The 18774-nt window shown below is 61.6% G+C and carries 13 protein-coding genes; 9 read left to right on the top strand and 4 right to left on the bottom strand.

Annotation, left to right across the window (positions count from 1 at the left end):
- Positions 1-18 precede the first annotated feature (18 nt).
- From IB246_RS24595 to IB246_RS24580, 4 genes are all read left to right on the top strand, one after another.
- Positions 19-756, top strand: a complete 738-nt coding sequence (locus IB246_RS24595) for a substrate-binding periplasmic protein (protein WP_008042959.1) — start codon at positions 19-21, stop codon at positions 754-756.
- A 232-nt stretch (positions 757-988) separates the two neighbouring features.
- Positions 989-1606, top strand: a complete 618-nt coding sequence (gene ribA, locus IB246_RS24590; RefSeq protein WP_008033730.1) for a GTP cyclohydrolase II — start codon at positions 989-991, stop codon at positions 1604-1606.
- On the top strand, positions 1603-2022 hold the full coding sequence (locus IB246_RS24585) for a hypothetical protein (protein WP_008033728.1): 420 nt from the start codon (positions 1603-1605) through the stop codon (positions 2020-2022). Before ribA ends, IB246_RS24585 begins: the two co-directional genes overlap by 4 nt.
- On the top strand, positions 2022-2822 hold the full coding sequence (locus IB246_RS24580) for a cobalamin-binding protein (protein ID WP_008042964.1): 801 nt from the start codon (positions 2022-2024) through the stop codon (positions 2820-2822). The genes IB246_RS24585 and IB246_RS24580 overlap by 1 nt, the downstream gene beginning before the upstream one ends.
- Before the next feature lie 111 nt (positions 2823-2933).
- On the opposite strand, the gene IB246_RS24575 is transcribed toward IB246_RS24580, so the two are convergent.
- The 4 genes from IB246_RS24575 to IB246_RS24560 all read right to left on the bottom strand — a co-directional run bounded on the left by IB246_RS24575 (position 2934) and on the right by IB246_RS24560 (position 8062).
- The gene (locus IB246_RS24575) at positions 2934-4817 is read right to left on the bottom strand and encodes a TonB-dependent receptor domain-containing protein (protein WP_008042965.1); all 1884 of its coding nucleotides are present in this window, start codon (positions 4815-4817) and stop codon (positions 2934-2936) included.
- A 128-nt stretch (positions 4818-4945) separates the two neighbouring features.
- Entirely contained in the window at positions 4946-6844 is a 1899-nt protein-coding gene (gene dxs, locus IB246_RS24570) for a 1-deoxy-D-xylulose-5-phosphate synthase (protein WP_008042966.1), read from the bottom strand.
- 91 nt (positions 6845-6935) lie between these two features.
- Positions 6936-7823 (bottom strand): (2E,6E)-farnesyl diphosphate synthase, encoded by an 888-nt coding sequence (ispA, locus tag IB246_RS24565; protein WP_008042967.1) that lies wholly within the window; start codon positions 7821-7823, stop codon positions 6936-6938.
- Positions 7820-8062, bottom strand: a complete 243-nt coding sequence (locus IB246_RS24560) for an exodeoxyribonuclease VII small subunit (RefSeq protein ID WP_007894317.1) — start codon at positions 8060-8062, stop codon at positions 7820-7822. The genes ispA and IB246_RS24560 overlap by 4 nt, the downstream gene beginning before the upstream one ends.
- 1352 nt (positions 8063-9414) lie before the next feature.
- Between IB246_RS24560 and IB246_RS24555 the strand changes: the two genes are divergently transcribed.
- Genes IB246_RS24555 through IB246_RS24535 form a run of 5 tightly spaced genes read left to right on the top strand, consistent with a single transcriptional unit; the run spans position 9415 to position 18773 of the window.
- Positions 9415-10206 (top strand): YfaP family protein, encoded by a 792-nt coding sequence (locus IB246_RS24555; RefSeq protein WP_008042997.1) that lies wholly within the window; start codon positions 9415-9417, stop codon positions 10204-10206.
- Positions 10207-10242: 36 nt separating this feature from the next.
- Entirely contained in the window at positions 10243-11955 is a 1713-nt protein-coding gene (locus IB246_RS24550) for a DUF2138 domain-containing protein (RefSeq protein ID WP_008042995.1), read from the top strand.
- Positions 11940-12590: a DUF1175 domain-containing protein gene (locus IB246_RS24545; RefSeq protein ID WP_008042993.1), complete on the top strand. Its 651-nt coding sequence runs from the start codon at positions 11940-11942 to the stop codon at positions 12588-12590. Before IB246_RS24550 ends, IB246_RS24545 begins: the two co-directional genes overlap by 16 nt.
- Complete coding sequence (locus tag IB246_RS24540) at positions 12587-17152, top strand: alpha-2-macroglobulin family protein (RefSeq protein WP_008042991.1); 4566 nt, start codon at positions 12587-12589, stop codon at positions 17150-17152. Before IB246_RS24545 ends, IB246_RS24540 begins: the two co-directional genes overlap by 4 nt.
- Position 17153: 1 nt before the next feature.
- Positions 17154-18773, top strand: coding sequence for a DUF2300 domain-containing protein (locus IB246_RS24535; protein WP_008042990.1), 1620 nt, complete (start codon positions 17154-17156; stop codon positions 18771-18773).
- Position 18774: the final 1 nt, after the last annotated feature.

The following is an 18774-nucleotide window of genomic DNA, read 5'->3' as shown; positions in this document are numbered from 1 at the left end:
GCGGAACAGGGAACTAGGATGGCTCGACGCTGGTTGGCTGTGATGGGTTTCGCACTGTTTGCTTCGCTCGCCCAGGCGGGGGAGGCAGTGACAACGCCATCGGTGATTCATCTGGCCAGCGAAGACTGGGAAGACTACACCGCCGCCGATGGCCATGGCCTGGGTTGGGACGTGTTGCGCGAAGTCTTCGAACCGGTCGGCGTCAAACTGGATATCCGGACCGAACCCTACATTCGCGCCATCGGCCTGGCGCAGCGTGGCGAAGTGGACGCCTGTGTCGGTGGTTATCGGGATGACGTCAGCGACCTGCTGTATCCGCGCTGGAATTACGACACCGATCACATCTACGCCCTGGGGCTGGCCAGCAATCCGGTGCCGACGCCGCAGACGCTGGGCAACTACCGGCTGGCCTGGGTCCGGGGTTACAGCTTCCAGAACTACCTGCCCAACGTACGTCGCTATAACGAGGTGATGCGGCGCACCGGCATTCTGTCGATGCTGACCCACAACCGTGCCGACTACTACATCGACGCGCTGACCGAGGTGGATTACGTGCTCCGCTGGACCAAGGATCCGTCCCAGTTCCGGCGCACGCACATCGCGGAATTGCCGCTGTACCTGTGCTTTGCCAATACGCCCAAGGCACGAAAACTGATGGCGCTGTTCGACGAGCGAATGGACGTGCTGGTCAAAAACGGCCAGTTGAAACCGATTTTCGAACGCTGGAAACAGCCGTATCCGTTCGACCCGAATTGAACACGGCCTTTGTAGGAGCCGGCTTGCCGGCGATGGCGTCCGTCCAGTCACTAAATTAATCGTCTGACCCACCGCTATCGCCGGCAAGCCGGCTCCTACAGGTTCTGATGTGGGGCTGTGATCAAACTTTTAGATCGTTATGCTCCATAATTCAGCCTAAGCGTCTGTAGGAACCTGCTGTTACAATGCCGCGTCTGCGAATCTCCAGTACTTATTGATCAGGAGCACACCGGTGCCTGTCGTTTTTGTCGCCGCTTCCAAGCTGCCAACGCCTTTTGCGCAATTCACCATGCATGGCTTTCTCGATGAAGAGAACGGGCGCGAGCACGTTGTACTGAGCCTCGGTGAGTTCGACGACGGTGCCCCGGTACTCGGCCGCTTGCACTCTGAATGCCTGACCGGCGATGCCTTGTTCAGCCAGCGCTGCGACTGCGGCTCGCAACTCGAGGCTGCCTTGCAGGCCATCGCCCGCGAAGGTCGTGGCGTATTGCTGTATTTGCGTCAGGAAGGCCGTGGCATTGGCCTGCTGAACAAAATCCGCGCCTATGAATTGCAGGACGGCGGCGCCGACACCGTTGAAGCCAACGAGCGTCTGGGCTTCGCCGCCGACCAGCGCGACTACGCCATGTGCCTGCCGATGCTTGAGCACCTGGGGGTGAAATCCCTGCGCCTGATGACCAACAACCCGCGCAAGGTCAAAGCCTTGACCGACATGGGCATCGTCGTCGCCGAGCGCGTGCCGCTGCACACTGGCCACAATCCGCACAACAAACTCTACCTGGCCACCAAGGCCAGCAAGCTCGACCACATGATGGGCAACGAGCATCAGGGTGAGGTAGACCGGGCGTGACCCGCGGTCAAGTGCGGCGCCGACTGTCCGTCAGCTGGTGGCAATACCTGGCGCTGGCCCTGCTGCCGCTGTTCGTGATCAACGGCGTGTTTGGCCAGGGCGAGGCGATCCTGCCGGTGCTGGCGATGCCGCTGTTCATCGCCGGCGTGGCCTCGATGTTTGTCAGCCTGAAGTTTTTCGGTGGCTACAAACACGCACTGATCGCCACCCAGAAAGCCCTCGATACCCCTGAAGAGCCCGCCGCGTGGATTGTCCTGGCTGCCAAGCGCCGTACTGCGTTTCTGGCCGCCGGTTTACCGGCCTGGATCGGTGCGTTGGCCGTATTCGTCGGTCTTGAAGCGGTGCCGTTGGTGCTGTTGGCGCTGTCGACCACCGTGCTGTTCTACCTCTACCGTATTCCGCGTCAACTCGGCTGATGCGCCGCATCGGGCTGGCGGTTTTGCTGCTGGTCGTCAGCGCTTCGGCTGTTGCGGTCGAGCGCGTTGTCAGCCTTGCGCCGTCTCTCTCTGAAATCGTCGTTGAGCTGGGTTCTGCTGATCTTCTGGTCGGCGTACTGGATGCCGGTGATCGTCCTGCTGAACTCAAAGACCTGCCTTCCGTTGGCCGCTACGGCCAGTTGGACATGGAGCGGTTGCTCAGTCTCAAACCCGATTTGTTGCTGCTCTGGCCCGGCAGCGTTGGCTCGGCCCAGCGTGAACAACTCAAGCGCCTGAACATCCCCACGTACGTCGCCGACCCCCACACTCTTGACCAACTGACCGCGCAAATCGAGGCGATTGCCACGCAGCTTGGCCGGCCCGAGCGAGGCGTGTCATTGGCCAGCGACCTGCGTCAGCGCCTCGATGCACTGCGCCAGCGCTATCGGCGGGATGAACCGCTGCGGGTGTTTTATCAGGTCTGGGATCGTCCGCTGTACACCGTCGGTGGCGGGCAGATCATCAGCGATGCGCTGGACGTGTGCGGCGCGCGCAATGTGTTTGCCGACCTGACATTGCCGGCGCCGCAAGTCAGCGTGGAGGCGGTGTTGCAGCGCAATCCCGAGGTGATTCTGGCCAGTGATCAGGCGCAGCTGGAGGCGTGGAAGGCGTGGCCGCAAGTGGCGGCGGTGGCGCAGGGGCGATTGCGGTTGGTGACGGATAAAGGGCTGGAGCGGCCGAGTGGGCAGATGATCGAGGCGACGGCCAAGCTCTGCCAATTGATAGCGCCCGACCGGTGAGACCGAGGCGCATTCATCGCGGGCAAGCCTCGCTCCTACAGAGGGTCACGGTGCTTTGTAGGAGCGAGGCTTGCCCGCGAAGAGGCCCGCCCGAACACCGCAAATGTCAGATCAGATCTCCGGCGTCCAGGACACCCCAAACATCCACGCCCGACCTTCTTCGCGATACCCATACTGACTGCCCTCATGGCTGTACAACGCCCGGCTGTAACCCTTGTCCAGCAGGTTATCGACCTTCAGCTCAAGCTTGATCTCACGATTCAGCTCCCAACTGCTGCGCAGCCCCAGCAGCGCATACCCGCCTAACGGCTGCCGATTGTCCTCATCGTCAAAGCTGCTGCTCAACGCTTGCCAACTGGCGCCGAGACCCAGTCGATCAAACTGTCGATCCAGATCCAGGCTCAACGTCCGCCGTGCACGACGCGCCAGGGTGTGCCCACTGTCGCGATCCCGCGGGTCGATGAACGCCACGCCAAGGTTGCTCTGCCAACCGAACAGCTCCTGCTTCAACGCCGCTTCAAACCCGTTGATCCGTGCCGAGGCGACGTTCTGTGGGCGGTTGTTGCTGCCGAAGATAATCGCGTCCTTGAGATCGGTGCGATACAGCGAGGCTTCGAGGCGGCTGTTTTCGGTTAGCTGACTGCGCCATTGCAGCTCGTAGCTTTTCGAGGTTTCAGGCTTCAGGTCCGGATTGCTGAAATCCGGGTAATACAAGTCATTGAACGTCGGTGCGCGAAAGCCTTCGCTGTAGGTCAGCAGCACATCGTTGTCCGGGTTCAACGGCAGGGTGAAGGTGCCGCTCCAGCTGTTCTGGCTGCCGAACTGCTGGTTCTGGTCGCGGCGCAGGCCCAGTTCCGTGGAGAAGCTGTCGGCCTGATAGCGATGCTGGATAAACGCCGCGCGGTTCCAGCGGCTGTCCTCGTCAAATGCGGTGCTGCTGTTGATGCGGTCTTCGTACCAATCACCGCCGAGGATCAGGCTGTTGCGCGCGTCGAGCGTCAGGTCGTTCTGCCAGTTCACCGAGTCTCGGTAGGTGTTGAACACGCTGCGTTCATCGCTGAGCTTGTCGAAGGTCTGCTCGCGGTTTTCGCTGTGGCCGAACTCAACGCGGGTTTTCCACCGGTCGTTGATGCGCGCATCGAGGTAACTGCTGAGGCTGCTCACCGTGAATTCGTTGTAAGGCTGCTGCTGGACCGATTCGAAGGTGGTGGCATCGAAGCGGCCGAACGGGTTGTCGAACGCGCTTTTGCCACGGTTATCCAGCAGGTTGGCGCCGATTTCGAGGTCATCGGTGAGGGCGTGACTCAGGCTCAGGCTCACCGACTTGTTGCGATACTCATCGTGATCACCATCGCTGGGGTACGACGCGTGGGTGCGATTGATCCCGGCGGTCTCATCGAGACTGGCGCCCAGGTTGAAGCGGGTTTGCTCATCGCCACCGGACACGCCAAGACTGCGCTCCCACGTCTGGTTGCTGCCAAAACCCATGTGCAGGCGCGGTTGCAGACCTTGTTCGGCGCCACGACGGGTGAAAATCTGGATCACCCCGCCAATCGCATCGCTGCCATAAATCACCGAGCGGGAGCCGCGCAGCACTTCCACGCGCTCGACTTGCTCGATGTTGATGTGTTGCAGGTTGCTGTCGCCGGAAGTCGAGTTGCCGATGCGTTGACCGTCCACCAGCACCAGGCTCTGAGCGGATTTGGTGCCGCGAATGTAAACCCCCGGCAAGCTGCCGCGCCCACCGGTTTGCCCGACTTGCACGCCCGGCACGCGACGCAGCAGGTCGGTGACGCTGCCCGGTTGCAGGCGGTCGATGTCGTCGCGGGTGAACACGGTGTTGGCGGCGCTGCTGTCGTTGCGCGCTTCGACCTGGCGGTTGGCGCTGATCAGCACGTCGGGCAGTTTCAGGGCTTGATCGCGTTCGAAGGTGTCGGCCAGGAGCGGGCCGGACGGCAGAAGGGTCAGCGTCAGGGCGAGGCGGGAGAGTTTCATGGGTAATCCGTAGCAAACACGGGACTTGTAGGAGCGAGGCTTGCCCGCGAAGAGGCCATAACATTCAACATTTATGTTGACCGTTAGATCGTCTTCGCGGGCAAGCCTCGCTCCTACAGGGGGAGGGGTTACTGAGCTAGCAGTTGCAGGCGTTCGCGGATCGAGGCTTCGATCCCGGCTTCATCCAGTCCACACTCGGCCAGCATTTGCGCGGGCTTGGCGTGTTCGACGTAAAGGTCCGGCAAGCCCAGGTGCAGCACCGACTTGAGGATGTTCTCGCGGGCGAGGAATTCGCTGACCGCGCCACCGGCACCGCCCATGATCGCGTTCTCTTCGATGGTCACCAGCAACTCGTGGCTGCCGGCGATTTCGCGAACCAGCTCTTCATCCAGCGGTTTGACGAAACGCATGTCGACCACGGTGGCATCCAGCGTTTCGGCGACTTTCAGCGCCTCGGCCAATTGCACGCCGAACACCAGCAGGGCGACTTTGCTGCCCTGACGGCGAACCACGCCTTTGCCGATTTCGATTGGTTGCAGGTCTTTCTCGATCGTTGCGTTCGGGCCGTTGCCGCGCGGGTAACGCACCGCCGCCGGGCCGTTGTACAGATGGCCTGTGGTGAGCATTTTGCGCAGTTCGTTTTCGTCGCTCGGGGTCATCACCAGCATGCCGGGGATGCAGCGCAGGAACGACAGGTCGAAACTGCCGGCGTGCGTCGGGCCGTCTTCGCCAACCAGGCCGGCGCGGTCGATGGCGAACAAGACGTCGAGGTTTTGCACCGCCACATCGTGAACAAGCTGATCGTAGCCGCGTTGCAGGAACGTCGAGTAGATCGCCACCACCGGTTTCGCGCCTTCACAGGCCATACCCGCCGCGAAGGTGACGGCGTGCTGTTCGGCAATCGCCACGTCGAAATAGCGCAGCGGGAAACGCTCGCTGAAGGCCACCAGGTCGGAGCCTTCTTTCATCGCCGGGGTGATGCCCACCAAGCGTGGATCAGTCGCGGCCATGTCGCACAGCCATTCGCCGAATACGCCGGAATACTTCGGACCGCTGGCTTTTTTCGGCGCAGCGGCCGGAGCGTCCAGCGGTTCGAGTTTGGTGATGGCGTGGTAACCGATCGGGTCGACTTCCGCCGGGGCGAAACCTTTGCCTTTCTTGGTGACAATGTGCAGGAACTGCGGGCCTTTGAGATCGCGCATGTTGCGCAGGGTGGCGATCAGGGTCGGCAGGTCGTGGCCATCGATCGGGCCGATGTAGTTCCAGCCCAGCTCTTCGAACAGCGTGCCGGGAACCAGCATGCCTTTGGCGTATTCTTCGGTGCGACGGGCGATTTCCCAGGCGCCGGGCAGGCGCGACAGGACCTTTTTGCTGCCTTCACGCATGCTCGCGTAAGTGCGGCTGGAAAGGATCTTCGCCAGGTAGTTCGACAAGCCACCGACGTTGCGCGAAATCGACATGTCGTTGTCGTTGAGGATCACCAGCATGTTGGCGTCCACTTCCGGCGCGTGGTTCAGCGCCTCGAACGCCATGCCGGCGGTCAGTGCGCCGTCGCCGATCACGGCAATCGCCTTGCGATCACTGTTTTGCAGGCGGGCGGCAATGGCCATGCCCAGCGCTGCGCTGATCGAGGTGCTGGAGTGGCCAACGCCAAAGGTGTCGTACTCGCTCTCGGAGCGGCGCGGGAAGGCGGCGACGCCATCCTTCTGGCGCAGGGTGCCCATGCGCTCGCGACGGCCGGTGAGGATCTTGTGCGGATAGGCCTGATGACCCACGTCCCACACCAGCCGGTCGTCCGGGGTGTCGAAGACGTAATGCAACGCGATGGTCAGCTCGATGACGCCCAGGCCGGCACCGAAATGCCCGCCGGTCTGACCGACCGTGTAGAGCAATTCCAGGCGCAACTCATCGGCCAGGGTTTCCAGCTCGGCTTCGCCTAACCGGCGCAGGCCGTCCGGCGTGTTGGCACGGTCGAGCAGGGGCGTGGTCGGGCGCTTGCGGGGAATCTCATGAAACGTCGTGGGCATCAGGCGAATCGTTATAGGTATAGAAGAGGCGGCAGTTTACCTGATGCATCGGCCCCTGCCCACGCGTTGCTCTTTTTTGGCGGATACGCTGTCAGCTGCGCCGTTCGACGATATACCGGGCCAAATCGCGCAATGGCTCGGCGGCCGCGTCAAACGGTCGCAGCGCGTGCAGGGCCTGATCGCGCAGTTCCAGCGCGTAGGCTTTGGCCGCATCGAGGCCGAGCAGGGCCGGGTAGGTCGGTTTGTCGCGCGCGATGTCGGCGCCCTGGCGTTTGCCGAGGGTTTCGGTATCGCTTTCGACGTCGAGAATATCGTCCTGCACCTGGAAGGCCAGGCCGATGGCCTGTGCATAAGTCTGCAAGGACTTCAGTTCGTCTTTCTCGGCACGACCGCTGGCGAGGGCGCCGAGTTTGACGCTGGCCTCGATCAGCGCGCCGGTCTTGTGCCGGTGCATGTATTCGAGGGCTTTCTGATCGAGCTTCAAGCCGACCGAGCCGAGGTCGATGGCTTGACCGCCGACCATGCCGGCCGGCCCTGCTGCCAATGCCAATGCGCTGACCATTTGCAGGCGGATCTCAGCGTCCGACGAGCTCAGGCGCGGGTCGAGCAGGGCGCTGAAGGCCAGGCTCTGCAAACCGTCACCGGCGAGAATCGCGCAGGCTTCATCGAATTTTTTGTGGGTGGTCGGCTGGCCGCGACGCAGATCGTCGTCGTCCATCGCCGGCAAATCGTCGTGCACCAGCGAATAAGCGTGGATCAGCTCCACCGCGCAGGCGGCGCCGTTGGCTTGCTCGGGCTTGCCGCCCAGCGCTTCGCACGCTGCGTAGGCCAGCAGAGGGCGCACGCGCTTGCCGCCGTTCATCACGCTGTAGCGCATGGCTTCGTAGAGCCGCGCGAGTTCCGGGCTTGGTGCGTTGAACAGGGTTTCCAGTGCCGCGTTGACGCGGGCCTGGCTCGTCGCCGAATACGCTGCAATCATTCTGGTTGATCCGCGTCGAAGGGTTCCTCGGCGAGCTCGCCATCACGTTCGAGCAGCACTTGAACCTTCTGCTCGGCCTGGGCCAGCGCTGCCTGGCAATCACGGGTCAGACCGATGCCTTGCTCGAAAGCCGTCAGCGAGTCTTCCAGCGACAGTTCGCCGTTCTCCAGTCGCTCTACCAGCGTTTGCAGGTCGGCGAGGGATTGTTCGAAATCCAGTGCAGCTTTTTTGCGGGCCATGGCGGCGATTTCCGGTTGACGTTAAACCGGCGCGACACTAGCAGACATGGGGGTTATGGGCAAATGAGGGCATTGTCTGTTGCGCGGTTGGTTGGGGGGATATCCGTTTTTGCTGTAACGGCTTCTATTGGTTCCGCCCTTACGGCGGGTCACTTGGAAGAGCCCCAAGTAACCAAGGGCTTTTGCCCCTTTCGTTCGGTGCCTCGCTAATGCTCGGCATGCCCTCGCTCCGGTCCTGCTCCGTGGGCCCGCCGCGATCGGCCATCCCTGGCCGTGCGCGGCTAACCCGGCATCCATGCCGGGTTGCCCACTGCGCAGAACCTGCGCTCGGCCTCTCGAGGGGGCGTGCACCGCCAGATCAAAAGCTGAAGGCGAGCTAACGCTCGGCCTGATGAGTGGTGAAAATCTAAAGCGTACGCGATTCCCTGTAGGAGCCGGCTTGCCGGCGAAAAGCGTTTGGACAACGCGTTCATTCAGACAGCCCGCGTTATCGTTGACGTCCATCGCCAGCAAGCTGGCTCCTACAATTTTGAATCGTGTGAACCCAATCCCTTGTAGGAGCCGGCTTGCTGGCGATGGCGTCCGTTCAGTCAATAAACAGGTGTCTGACCCACCGCTATCGCCAGCAAGCCGGCTCCTACAGGGGAATGTGCAAACATCCAAAATTAGTGCGGCAACCACAGTGCGGGAGTGTGCGCACGACCGAAGAGCCAGGTCGGCTGGCAGGCCGCCTCGCTTTGGCTTTTGCTTGGCTTTTGATCTTGATCTGCCCCGTCGGAAGGCCGAGTGGAGGTTCTGCGCAGTGGGCAACCCGGCATGGATGCCGGGTTAGCCGCCCCCGGCCATGGATGGCCGATGGCGGCGGGCCCACGGAGCAGGACCGGAGCGAGGGTATGCCGAGCATTAGCGAGGCACCGTACGTCAGGGGCGCGGGCGCTTGGTTACTTGGCGCTTTTCCAAGTAACCCGCCGTAAGGGCGGAACCAATAGCCGCCGTTACCCCAGTAATGGATATGTACACCATCAAAAAACTCGTCACCAGACACACAGCCTTCGCGAGCAAGCCCGCTCCCACAAGGTGCCGGATACACCCGCAGGACCACCCCGCTAACTGCTTTCTCAGGTAACAGCACTACTGCAATGACGAGGATTATTCAGCCCACACCCAACAATCATCGTGATCCCACCCGCAATTCAAGATGTATCCGATTGTTAAAAACCCGCCAAATGGCTAACCTTCGCGCCTTCTACGACCCAATAGTCACGGGTCTTTCTGACGAAACGCAGTATTTGGATCTGTAACGCGCCGAGGATCAGGCGCAAGGTTTCGTTATGCATGGCAGGAGGCATCACATGCGTTCATTTCTTCTATTGCTGATGGGGTGGGTCTGCGCGACCGCAGCCTGTGCCGAACCGACAGCCGAGCTGTCGGAACCGGTGGGCGGCTGGCGCTACAACGGCCTGCTCGATCGCAGTGAAAACCCGCAAGTCGCCTACCCAACGCCGCCCATCGACCGGGGCGTACAGCGCAATCGCACGATGATCGAAGGCCAGCTCAAGGCCATCGGCACTCAGCGCGGGCCACACACGCTGGCGGTCAACGGCAATCCTCTGAACCTGTACACCGACGACCAGGGGCGTTTCGCCCGGCCCTACGCGTTTGGCGCAGGCTCCAACAGCGTCGAAGTGCGCAGCGTCGAAGGCCAGTCCCTCAAGCGCGTCCAATTCTATGAAGCCAACAACCTGCGTACCCCGGCGCGGATTCGCGTGGTGCTGGGGTGGGACGATCCGAAAGCCGAGCTCGACCTGCACATCATTACCCCCGACGGCCAGCATGCGTTCTGGGCTCGCCCGGCGATGAGCAACGGCGGGGGCCTCGACCCGGACGGCGTCGACGGCCCCGGCCCGGAAATGTTCACCATGACCGCGCCACTGCATGGCACCTATCTGGTTTACGTGAACTATTGGGGCAACTTCGGCAGCGGCGGCTATAACTTCGATGAGACCAGCAACCAGAACGAGGTGATCACCTCGCAGATCAACCTGGTGCTGAACGAAAACACCGTCGACGAAAAACGCGAGACCTTCATCGTGCCCCTGCGCGCGATCGGTGACCTGCTGCTGGTCAAGACTTTCAACTATTAAGCATCCCGCACCACGGATGAACTGGGCGTTGTGAACATGAGCGATAACACTGTTACCCCGGCTGCTGACGCACCTGCTGCCAAACCTTCCCGGCGCTGGCCGTTGCTGTTGGGCGGGCTGATCCTGGTGGCTGGCGTGGCGGCCGGACTTGGCTGGTTCATGCACAAACCCAAGGCGCCGGCGGCGCAATTGGCCAGTGACAAACTGGGCATGAGCCGCCCGGACGGTCTGCTTGAAACCCGCTCCTTGAGCCAATTGCCCAAGGACTTGCTGGCGGTGCCTTTCCTCAAGGAAACCCTGACCGAAGATTTCGTCTTCTATTACGAAGCCCATGCCGATCGCCTCGGCTTGATCGGCAGTCTGCGGCGGATCATCTACGAACATGACCTGAAGTTGCAGGACAGCCTGATCGAGCAGCTTTTCGATCAACCGGCAGATGTCGCGTTGTGGCGCGGGGCGGATGGTCGCCTGAAGGACTTTTTGTTGGTGATGGATCGCGGTGGTCTGGCCAAGGTGCTGGAGCCGTTGGCCAAAGTGGCGCTGGATGATTCGCAGCTGACACAACGCGGTGACATCAAGGTCACCGGCGAGACGGTGCCGCTGTATCAGCTCACCTACAACAACAGCAAAGCGCTGCTGTTTGCCTCTCATGGCGACAAGCTGGTGGTGCTGTCCAATCCTTCGAAACTGTACGACAACAGTAATGGCCCGATCGATGAGCCTGGGATGGTTTCGACTCAATCGCTGGAAGCATTGCTCGGCGGTCAGAAACTCTTCCCCGAAGCCTTCGGCCTGCCGCTGCGCGCGCCGGAAGTGAAACAGCGCCTGTCGGTCAATTCCAGCGTGCTGGCCATGGGTTACCAGCGGTTCATCCCGAACTTCGCCGGCCTGCGTTTCGACATGGACGACAAGGGCTGGCACAGCTTCCTCGCCATGGACGAACTGGAAAACCAGCCGGACTTCGATTTCAAACCGATCTGGCAAGCCATGCCGATGGGCGCCAGTGCTTGCGTGGCCTTGCCGCTCGCCGCCGAACAACAGAAGCCGTTGCTGGTGAAACTCGGTGCCGAAGAAACCGTGGCCCAGGCGCTGACCGAGCACATGGCCGGTGCCGCCGGCCTGTGCTGGTACGCCGATTCTCGGCTGTACACGCCGCTGCTGGTGGCCAGTCTGAATGACGACGACAGCGCCAAACTCGACGGTGACCTGGGCAGCTTGTTCAGCTCGATGGTCGGCGCCTACGAAGGCAACGTCGAAGAACACGCGTTCCCGGTGGTCGAGAAGCAGGAAGGTGAAAACCACCAGTGGCAGCGTCAGGTCAGTTCCAATTTCGGTCCTTACAAAGCCAAGGACGCCGAGGACCCGAACGCCATCACCGGCAAGGCCTTCATGCGCGTGAGCCTGGCGCGCCACGGTTCGACGCTGCTGTTCTCCCTCGACGACAAGCTCGTGGACAAAGCCCTCGGCACCCTCGACAAACGCTTCCCGCCAATGGCCGACGTGGTGCCGAAAGACCTGTTGATGCCGGTCTACTTCGGCCCGGACTCCATGGCGCAGCTGATGCAACAGGAAACCCTCGACAGCCTGCCGCAGGACATGGAGCCGGTGTTCTACAACGCCGCGCAAACTTACCTGATCCCGAAACTGCGCAAGCTCGGCGGCTACGGCAAATACGCGCTGACGTTGCCGGAAGGCAGCGAGCCCGACGGCCATTGGCAATGGCTGCCGCTGGAATGGAAAGCGCTGTGACCGCACTTATCCGAGGCCTCGGCCTGCTGGCGATGTTGCTGGGCAGTCGGGCATTTGCCAGTGACGCCGCGCCGCTCGACGTGCAGCAATCCCAGGTGTTCCGCGCCTGGTTCGTGCGCATCGCCCAGGAACAACTGACCCAGGGCCCGAGCCCGCGCTGGTATCAGCAGGACTGCGCGGGGCTGGTGCGTTTTGCCGCCAACGAAGCGCTGAAAGTCCATGACGACAAATGGTTGCGCAGCAATGGCCTGTCCAACCGCTACCTGCCGCCGGAGCTGCAACTGAGCGAGGCGCAACGCAGTCTCGCTCAGCAATGGCAGCAAGGCGGCGGCAAGGTCGGGCCTTACGTCAACGCGATCAAACTGATTCAGTTCAACAGCCATCTGGTGGGCCGCGACCTGGCGCAAGCCCGGCCCGGCGACCTGATGTTTTTCGATCAGGGCGACGACCAGCACCTGATGATCTGGATGGGCCGCTACATCGCCTATCACACCGGCACCACCACCCCCACTGACAACGGCATGCGTTCCGCGAGCCTGCAGCAACTCATGACATGGAAGGACACCCGATGGATACCCGACGCAGCCAACCCCAACTTCATCGGCGTCTATCGACTGAACTTTCTCTCCCAATGACCGGTGCCCGCATGCTGCGTTTTCTGTCTCTACTGTTGGTATTGGTCCTGCCTTTTTCGGCAGTGAATGCCGAAGACACCGTCGAACCGAGCGGCTACACGCCGGTGGCCGGTGAAAGCTTTTTCCTGCTGGCGGACAGCAGTTTTGCCAGCGACGAACAGGCAATGGTGCGCCTCGAAGCACCGGGCCGTGACTATCGTCGTTTCCGCATGGAGCCTTACGGCGGTGCGGACATTCGTGTGTACCGCATCGACAAACCGCTGGATTTCCTCAAGCGCCAGAAGAACCTGCACCGCGTGGTCAGCGACGGTCAGTTCAAGGGTGAAGGCCTGTCGAACACCCTCGCGTACCTGTGGGACAACTGGTACCGCAAATCCCGTCGCGTGATGCAGCGGGCGTTTTCCTACGAGTCGCGTAAACAAGTCACCGAGGAAGTGCCTGAGCTGAAGATGGGCACTGCGATTGCCGCGCCAACGCCTTACGACGCGCAGCCGCAATTCGCACTGATCCCGGGCCTGCCGGTGGTCAGTCAGTTCCGTTATCCACTGTGGCAAGCCAAACCGATCCAGCCGCCTGAGGGCGTGAACCTCGCCGGTTCGTCCAGCGAGTTCGTCACTGTCGCGCCGGGCAATGTGTACGTCCCGTTGGGCAACCTGAAGCCGGGCCTGTACCTGGTGGAAGCGCTGATCGGCAAGTACCGTGCGACCACCATGGTCTTTGTTTCCAACACCGTGGCCGTGAGCAAGATTGCCGGTGATGAACTGCTGGTCTGGGCGGCGCGTAAACACGAAGGCAGTTCGGTGCCGAAGGTTAATGTGTTGTGGACCGATGGCCTTGGCGTGATGAGCAGTGGCGCCACCGATGCCGATGGTTTGCTGCGCCTGAAACACGTCAGCCCGGAGCGTTCGTTCGTGATCGGCGAGGACGAAGAGGGTGGGGTATTTGTCTCCGAGAACTTCTATTACGACAGCGAAATCTACGACACCAAACTCTATGCGTTTACGGACCGGCCGCTGTATCGGCCGGGGGATTGGGTGTCGCTGAAAATCGTCGGTCGCGAGTTCAAGAACGCCCGTGATTCGGTGTTGCCGACGGCGGCTGATGTGAATGTCACGGTGCTCGATGCCACCGGCACCGCGCTGCAAACGCTGGCGCTGAAACTCGATTCCAAGGCCGGCACACAAGGTCGTTTCCAGCTGCCGGACAACGCGGTCGCGGGCGGTTATGAACTGCGTTTCAGCTACAAGGATCAGGCCTACAGCAGCGCCTTCCGCGTGGCTGAATACATCAAGCCGCACTTCGAGATTTCGCTGAACCTGGCCAAGCAGGATTACCGCACCGGCGAACCGGTGAAAGGCAGCTTGGTGCTGTTGTACCCGGACGGCAAACCCGTCGCGAATGCCAAGTTGAGCCTGAGCCTGCGCGCCCAGCAACTGTCGATGGTCGATAACGAGCTGCAATACCTGGGGCAGTTCCCGGTGGAGCTGACCAGCACCGAACTGACCACCGACTCCAAGGGCAACGCGACCCTCGACCTGCCCGCCGCCGAGAAACCGAGCCGTTACATGCTCACCGTTTTCGCCAGCGATGGCGCGGCGTATCGGGTCAAGACCACCAAGGAAATCCTCATCGACCGTGGCGCCGCGAGTTTCCGCTTGAACGCACCGCAGCGCTTCAGTGCGGTGGGCGACAAGGTTGCATTCAGCTACCTGAATGAGGGTGGCAGCGAGCAAAGCAAAGCGGTCACGCCAAGCGGCTACAGCTGGGTGCGTCTGGAAGATCAGACCACGGGCGAAGGCAAACTGGCAGCAAGCGATAAAGGCTTCACCTTGGCCTTCGAACGTCCGGGGACTTACAACCTGACGTTGAAGGATGACCATGGTCGCGTGGTCGGTGCCACGGGGCATTCGGTCACTGGCGATGGCGTCAAAGCCGTGCCCGGCACCGTGGAAATCGTCCTCGATAAACCCGAGTACAAGGCGGGCGACGAAGCCCTCGCGCTGATCACTTTCCCCGAGCCTGTCAGCGATGCCTTGCTGTCGCTGGAACGCGACAAGGTCGAGGCCACGGCGTTGATGTCGAAGGGCGGCGACTGGCTGAAAATGGAAAAACTCAGCGACACCCAATACCGCGCGCGCATTCCGGTGAAGGATAACTTTGCGCCGAACCTGACGTTCTCTGTGTTGTACACCAAGGGCGGCCAGTACAGCTTCCAGAACGCCGGCATCAAGGTGGTTGCGCCGCAAATCGACGTCGCCATCGTCACCGATAAAGAGGTGTATCAGCCGGGCGATACGGTGTCCGTGGACCTGACAACGCAGTTCGCCGGCAAGCCGATTCCGGCGCACCTGACGGTCAGCGTCGTCGACGAAATGGTCTACGCGCTGCAACCGGAAGTGGCGCCGACCATCGACCAGTTTTTCTACCACCCGCGCCGCAACAACGTGCGCACCAGCGCCAGTCTGTCGTTCATCAGCTACGACGTCGCGTTGCCGGGCAGCCCCGGTGCACCGGGCAAAGCCAACCGCAGCGAGCGCGGTGTGAAAGTGCTGGAGCGGCCGCGTCGTGAAGACGTCGACACCGCCGCGTGGCAGCCAGAAATGATCACCGACGCCAACGGCAAAACCCGCTTCACCTTCAAAATGCCGGACTCGCTGACCCGCTGGCGCATCACCGCGCGCGCCATCGCCGATGACGGTCAGGTCGGGCAGAAAAAGCAATTCCTGCGCTCGGAAAAACCGCTGTACCTGAAGTGGAGCGGCCCGACCAAATTCCGCAGTGGCGACAAACCGAATCTCGGCGTGTTCGCCTTCAGCCAAAACGAAAAACCGGTCAAGGCTGAATTGGTGATTCATTACGCAGGTGCTGAACAGCGCGTGCCCGTGACGCTGAACAACGGCATCAATTATATCGCGCTGCCGGCGTTCGACTTGGCCAGTGGCGAGTGGACCGCCGAGCTGGTGCAGGACGGCAAAACCGCTGACGCCCTGGCCGTGCGTCTGACCGCGACCGGCGAAGGTTGGCTCGTTACGCAGAGTCAAAGCCTGGATGTGGCCAGCGGTGATACGCCGCTGACCTTGCCGGCAGATGCGACGGACATTCGCCTGCGTCTGGATGACAGCCCGCAAGCGCTGTTCCGTTCGGCACTGGATGATTTGCTCAGCTATCCGTACGGCGGCGTCGAGCAGACGGCCAGTCGTTTGTTGCCGTTGAGCATTGCGTACCCGACTTTGTCGTCGAACCCACAGATCCGCGATCGCTTGCGCCTGATCATGCAGAACAGCCGTCTGCGCCTGGTGCAAATGGCCGGGCCGTCGGCGAGTTTCACCTGGTGGGGCATGGACGGTGAGCCGGACGCGTTCCTCACTGCGTACGCCTATTACGCCGATTGGCACGCCAGCAAAGCGCTGGAACTGAGCCTGCCACCGGAGCATTGGCAGCGGGTGCTGGAGGTGTATTCGAAGCAGGCGAAAAACACGCCGCTGTTGCAGCGTGCGTTGATCCTGTCGTTCGCCAAACAGATGCAATTGCCGGTCAACACGTTGCTCAGTGGTTTGATGGATGACCTAGCGAAAGCGGGCGAGGGCAATGCCGCGACGCTGATGGAGGATGGCGAAGACAGCATTGTCATGAGCGATCCGGATTCGGCGTTGGGCCTGGCGGCGGCGCGTGCGTTGACCGCTTCTTTGGCGAAGCAGTCGAAGGTCAATCTGCCGGATGCTTTCAACCGACAACTGACCGACGCGCAGCAGCGTCTGGCCGTCAGTTCGCAGCCGTTTGCCGAAGCCTTGAACCTGTCGCTGCAAAGCTTCGATCAGGCTCATGCGCAAGCGTTGTTGCAACGTTTGTTGCCACAGCAATCGACCCTGGAACGCGCATTGGCGCTGACCTGGTTGCAACGCAGCATTGAGCAGGCTTCGCCCACCATCGCACTGGCTCCGGGTGAAGGCTGGAAGAAAAAATACGGTGATACCGGTGAGATGTATTGGACGTGGCAGGGCACTTCGCCGGTGCCGGCAGTGCTGGCGCTGAGCGGGACGCAAGAGCGTCCGTTGCGTGCCGCGTTGAGTTTCCAGACCAAACAACCGCCGGTTGATCCGATGGCGGTGACCATCACCCGTCGCTTGTCGCGTCTGGTGCCGGGTGATGAAGCCTTCACCTTCAAACTGGAATCGGTGGGCACCAAGCCGTTGTCCAGCGACAGCCTGTATCTGGACGAAGTGATCATCACCAGCAAAGCCGCGAAACCGCTGCGCTACGGCATGATCGAAGTACCGCTGCCGCCGGGCGCGGATGTCGAGCGCACCACGTGGGGCATCAAGTTGATGGGCAAGGCCGGCACTGAGCCGACGGCGCTGGAGAAGGCGCGCTTTGAGCCGGGGCAGATGGCTTACGCGATTCCGGTGGATGCCTTGAGCGGCGAATTGCGCCTGCGTCACCTGGTGCGCTTCTCGCAGAAAGGCCAGTTCAACCTGCCGCCGGTGCGCTTCACTCAGGTCTACGCGCCGCAGCATCAAGCTCAGGAACAGAAACCGGCGCTTGGTCAGGTCACGGTCAACTGACATGACCCGGCGTTTGCTTTGGTGGCTGCTGTGTTTGATCCCTGCGCTGGCGACGGCGCAGGACGAGCCGCTGCGTCTGGGCTTCAAGGGTGAATTGCTGTCGCTGAGCCGGACTCAGGTGATTGCTCGCGAGCCGTTGCCTTCGGATTTGCAAACGCCATTGGGCAGTCTATGGAAGTTGTTTGTGTACGGCTGGCTGGTGGATACCGGCGCCCGTGAGCCCGCGTATGAGTGTCGCGGGCAATCGAAAGAAGAAGTCTATTGCTGCACCGCAGGCGGCAAGATCGAGCGTGATCAGGCGCTGGTGAAGTCCTGCGGCTTGTACTTCGAACTTGCGCGGTTGGGCATTGCTGGCGCTGATTGGCGCACGTATTGGCAGGCACGGCAGGCACCGGAGTGGTTGCTGGACTTGCCTTCATTGCAGCCATCCACGCGAGTGTCGGTGGTTGAATTGCTTAAAGTGCTGGCCGTGATGCCCGCGCAGGATCAGGCTCGGCGAGTGTTGCTGGACGTGGTGTTGAATGCCGCCGACGGCAATGTCGTGGGCGAACTCGGTGGCCGATTGCGGGTGAAAACCTGGAGCTGGTTGGGAGATCAGGATCCATCGTCGCGCCAAGGTGGGTTTGCCGGTTGGCTGGCCGATGGCACACCGATCTGGGCGGGCGGGCGTGGGACCAGTCAAATGGTGCTGCGCAATTATGGTGAGGCGTTGGCTTCGGTGCTGCCGGTTGAATGGCCTCTGGATGCGGGGCGCTGCGTCGAAGTCGGTCTGTTTTCTCGTTATCCGATCGGGCGGATTCTGGCGGGGGATCGTGTTGTTTCTTCCGGACCACTGCAGGGCGATTTTCGCGTCGAGTTTTCTAATGGCAACCAACTCGATATCCACAGCGACGGAGAACTGTTTTTGGTGGGCGATAAATTGATCGCCCGTCTGGACCGAGAAGAATATGTCGCTCGCGTCCTGCAACGAGAAGCCAAACCCGAACCTGCTGAAGCCGCCAAAGCGTTGGCCATCGCCATCCGCACCTACCTGCTGCAAAACGCCACCCGCAACGGCGACTGCCTGAGCATCGACGACAGCAGCAGCCGCCAACGCGTCGCCCCACGCCCGGCCACCGCCGAATCACGCAACATCGCCGCATGGACCAGCGACCTGGTACTCGCCGGCAGCACCGTCACCTATCACTCCGATCAACCCGGCCCGGACAAACTCTCCTGGCAACACGCCGTCGAACAAGCCAACGCAGGCCAGCGCTACGACGCCATCCTGCTGCACGCCTACCCGCGCGCGAGCCTCAGCCGCTGGGACAACCCCGTCGCCTCCTGCGAAGCACTGCCCGCTGCCCAAGACTGGCTGCAAACCCAACGACGCGGTTGGCGCCAACGCCTCGAAAGCGAAACCGGCTACAACGAAGTCAGCACCTTCGCCGTCTGCCGCCTGGCCTTCGGCCGCCCTTTTGTGGACCGCGAGCGTCAGCGCATTTACGTGCGCGGCGTGCTGTCGCTGCAAGACCGCCTCGACCTGACCCACGAATACCTGCACCTGGCCTTCGAAGCACACCCCAACGGCCAGGATGAAACCTACATCGAAGGGCTCGCCCGCCACCTCTTGCTGGAATAGG

This window comes from Pseudomonas sp. PDM01, assembly GCF_014852325.1.
Lineage (GTDB): Bacteria > Pseudomonadota > Gammaproteobacteria > Pseudomonadales > Pseudomonadaceae > Aquipseudomonas > Aquipseudomonas migulae.
Note: the sequence above shows the minus strand (reverse complement) of the source record. Positions and strands in the feature narration are given on the sequence as shown.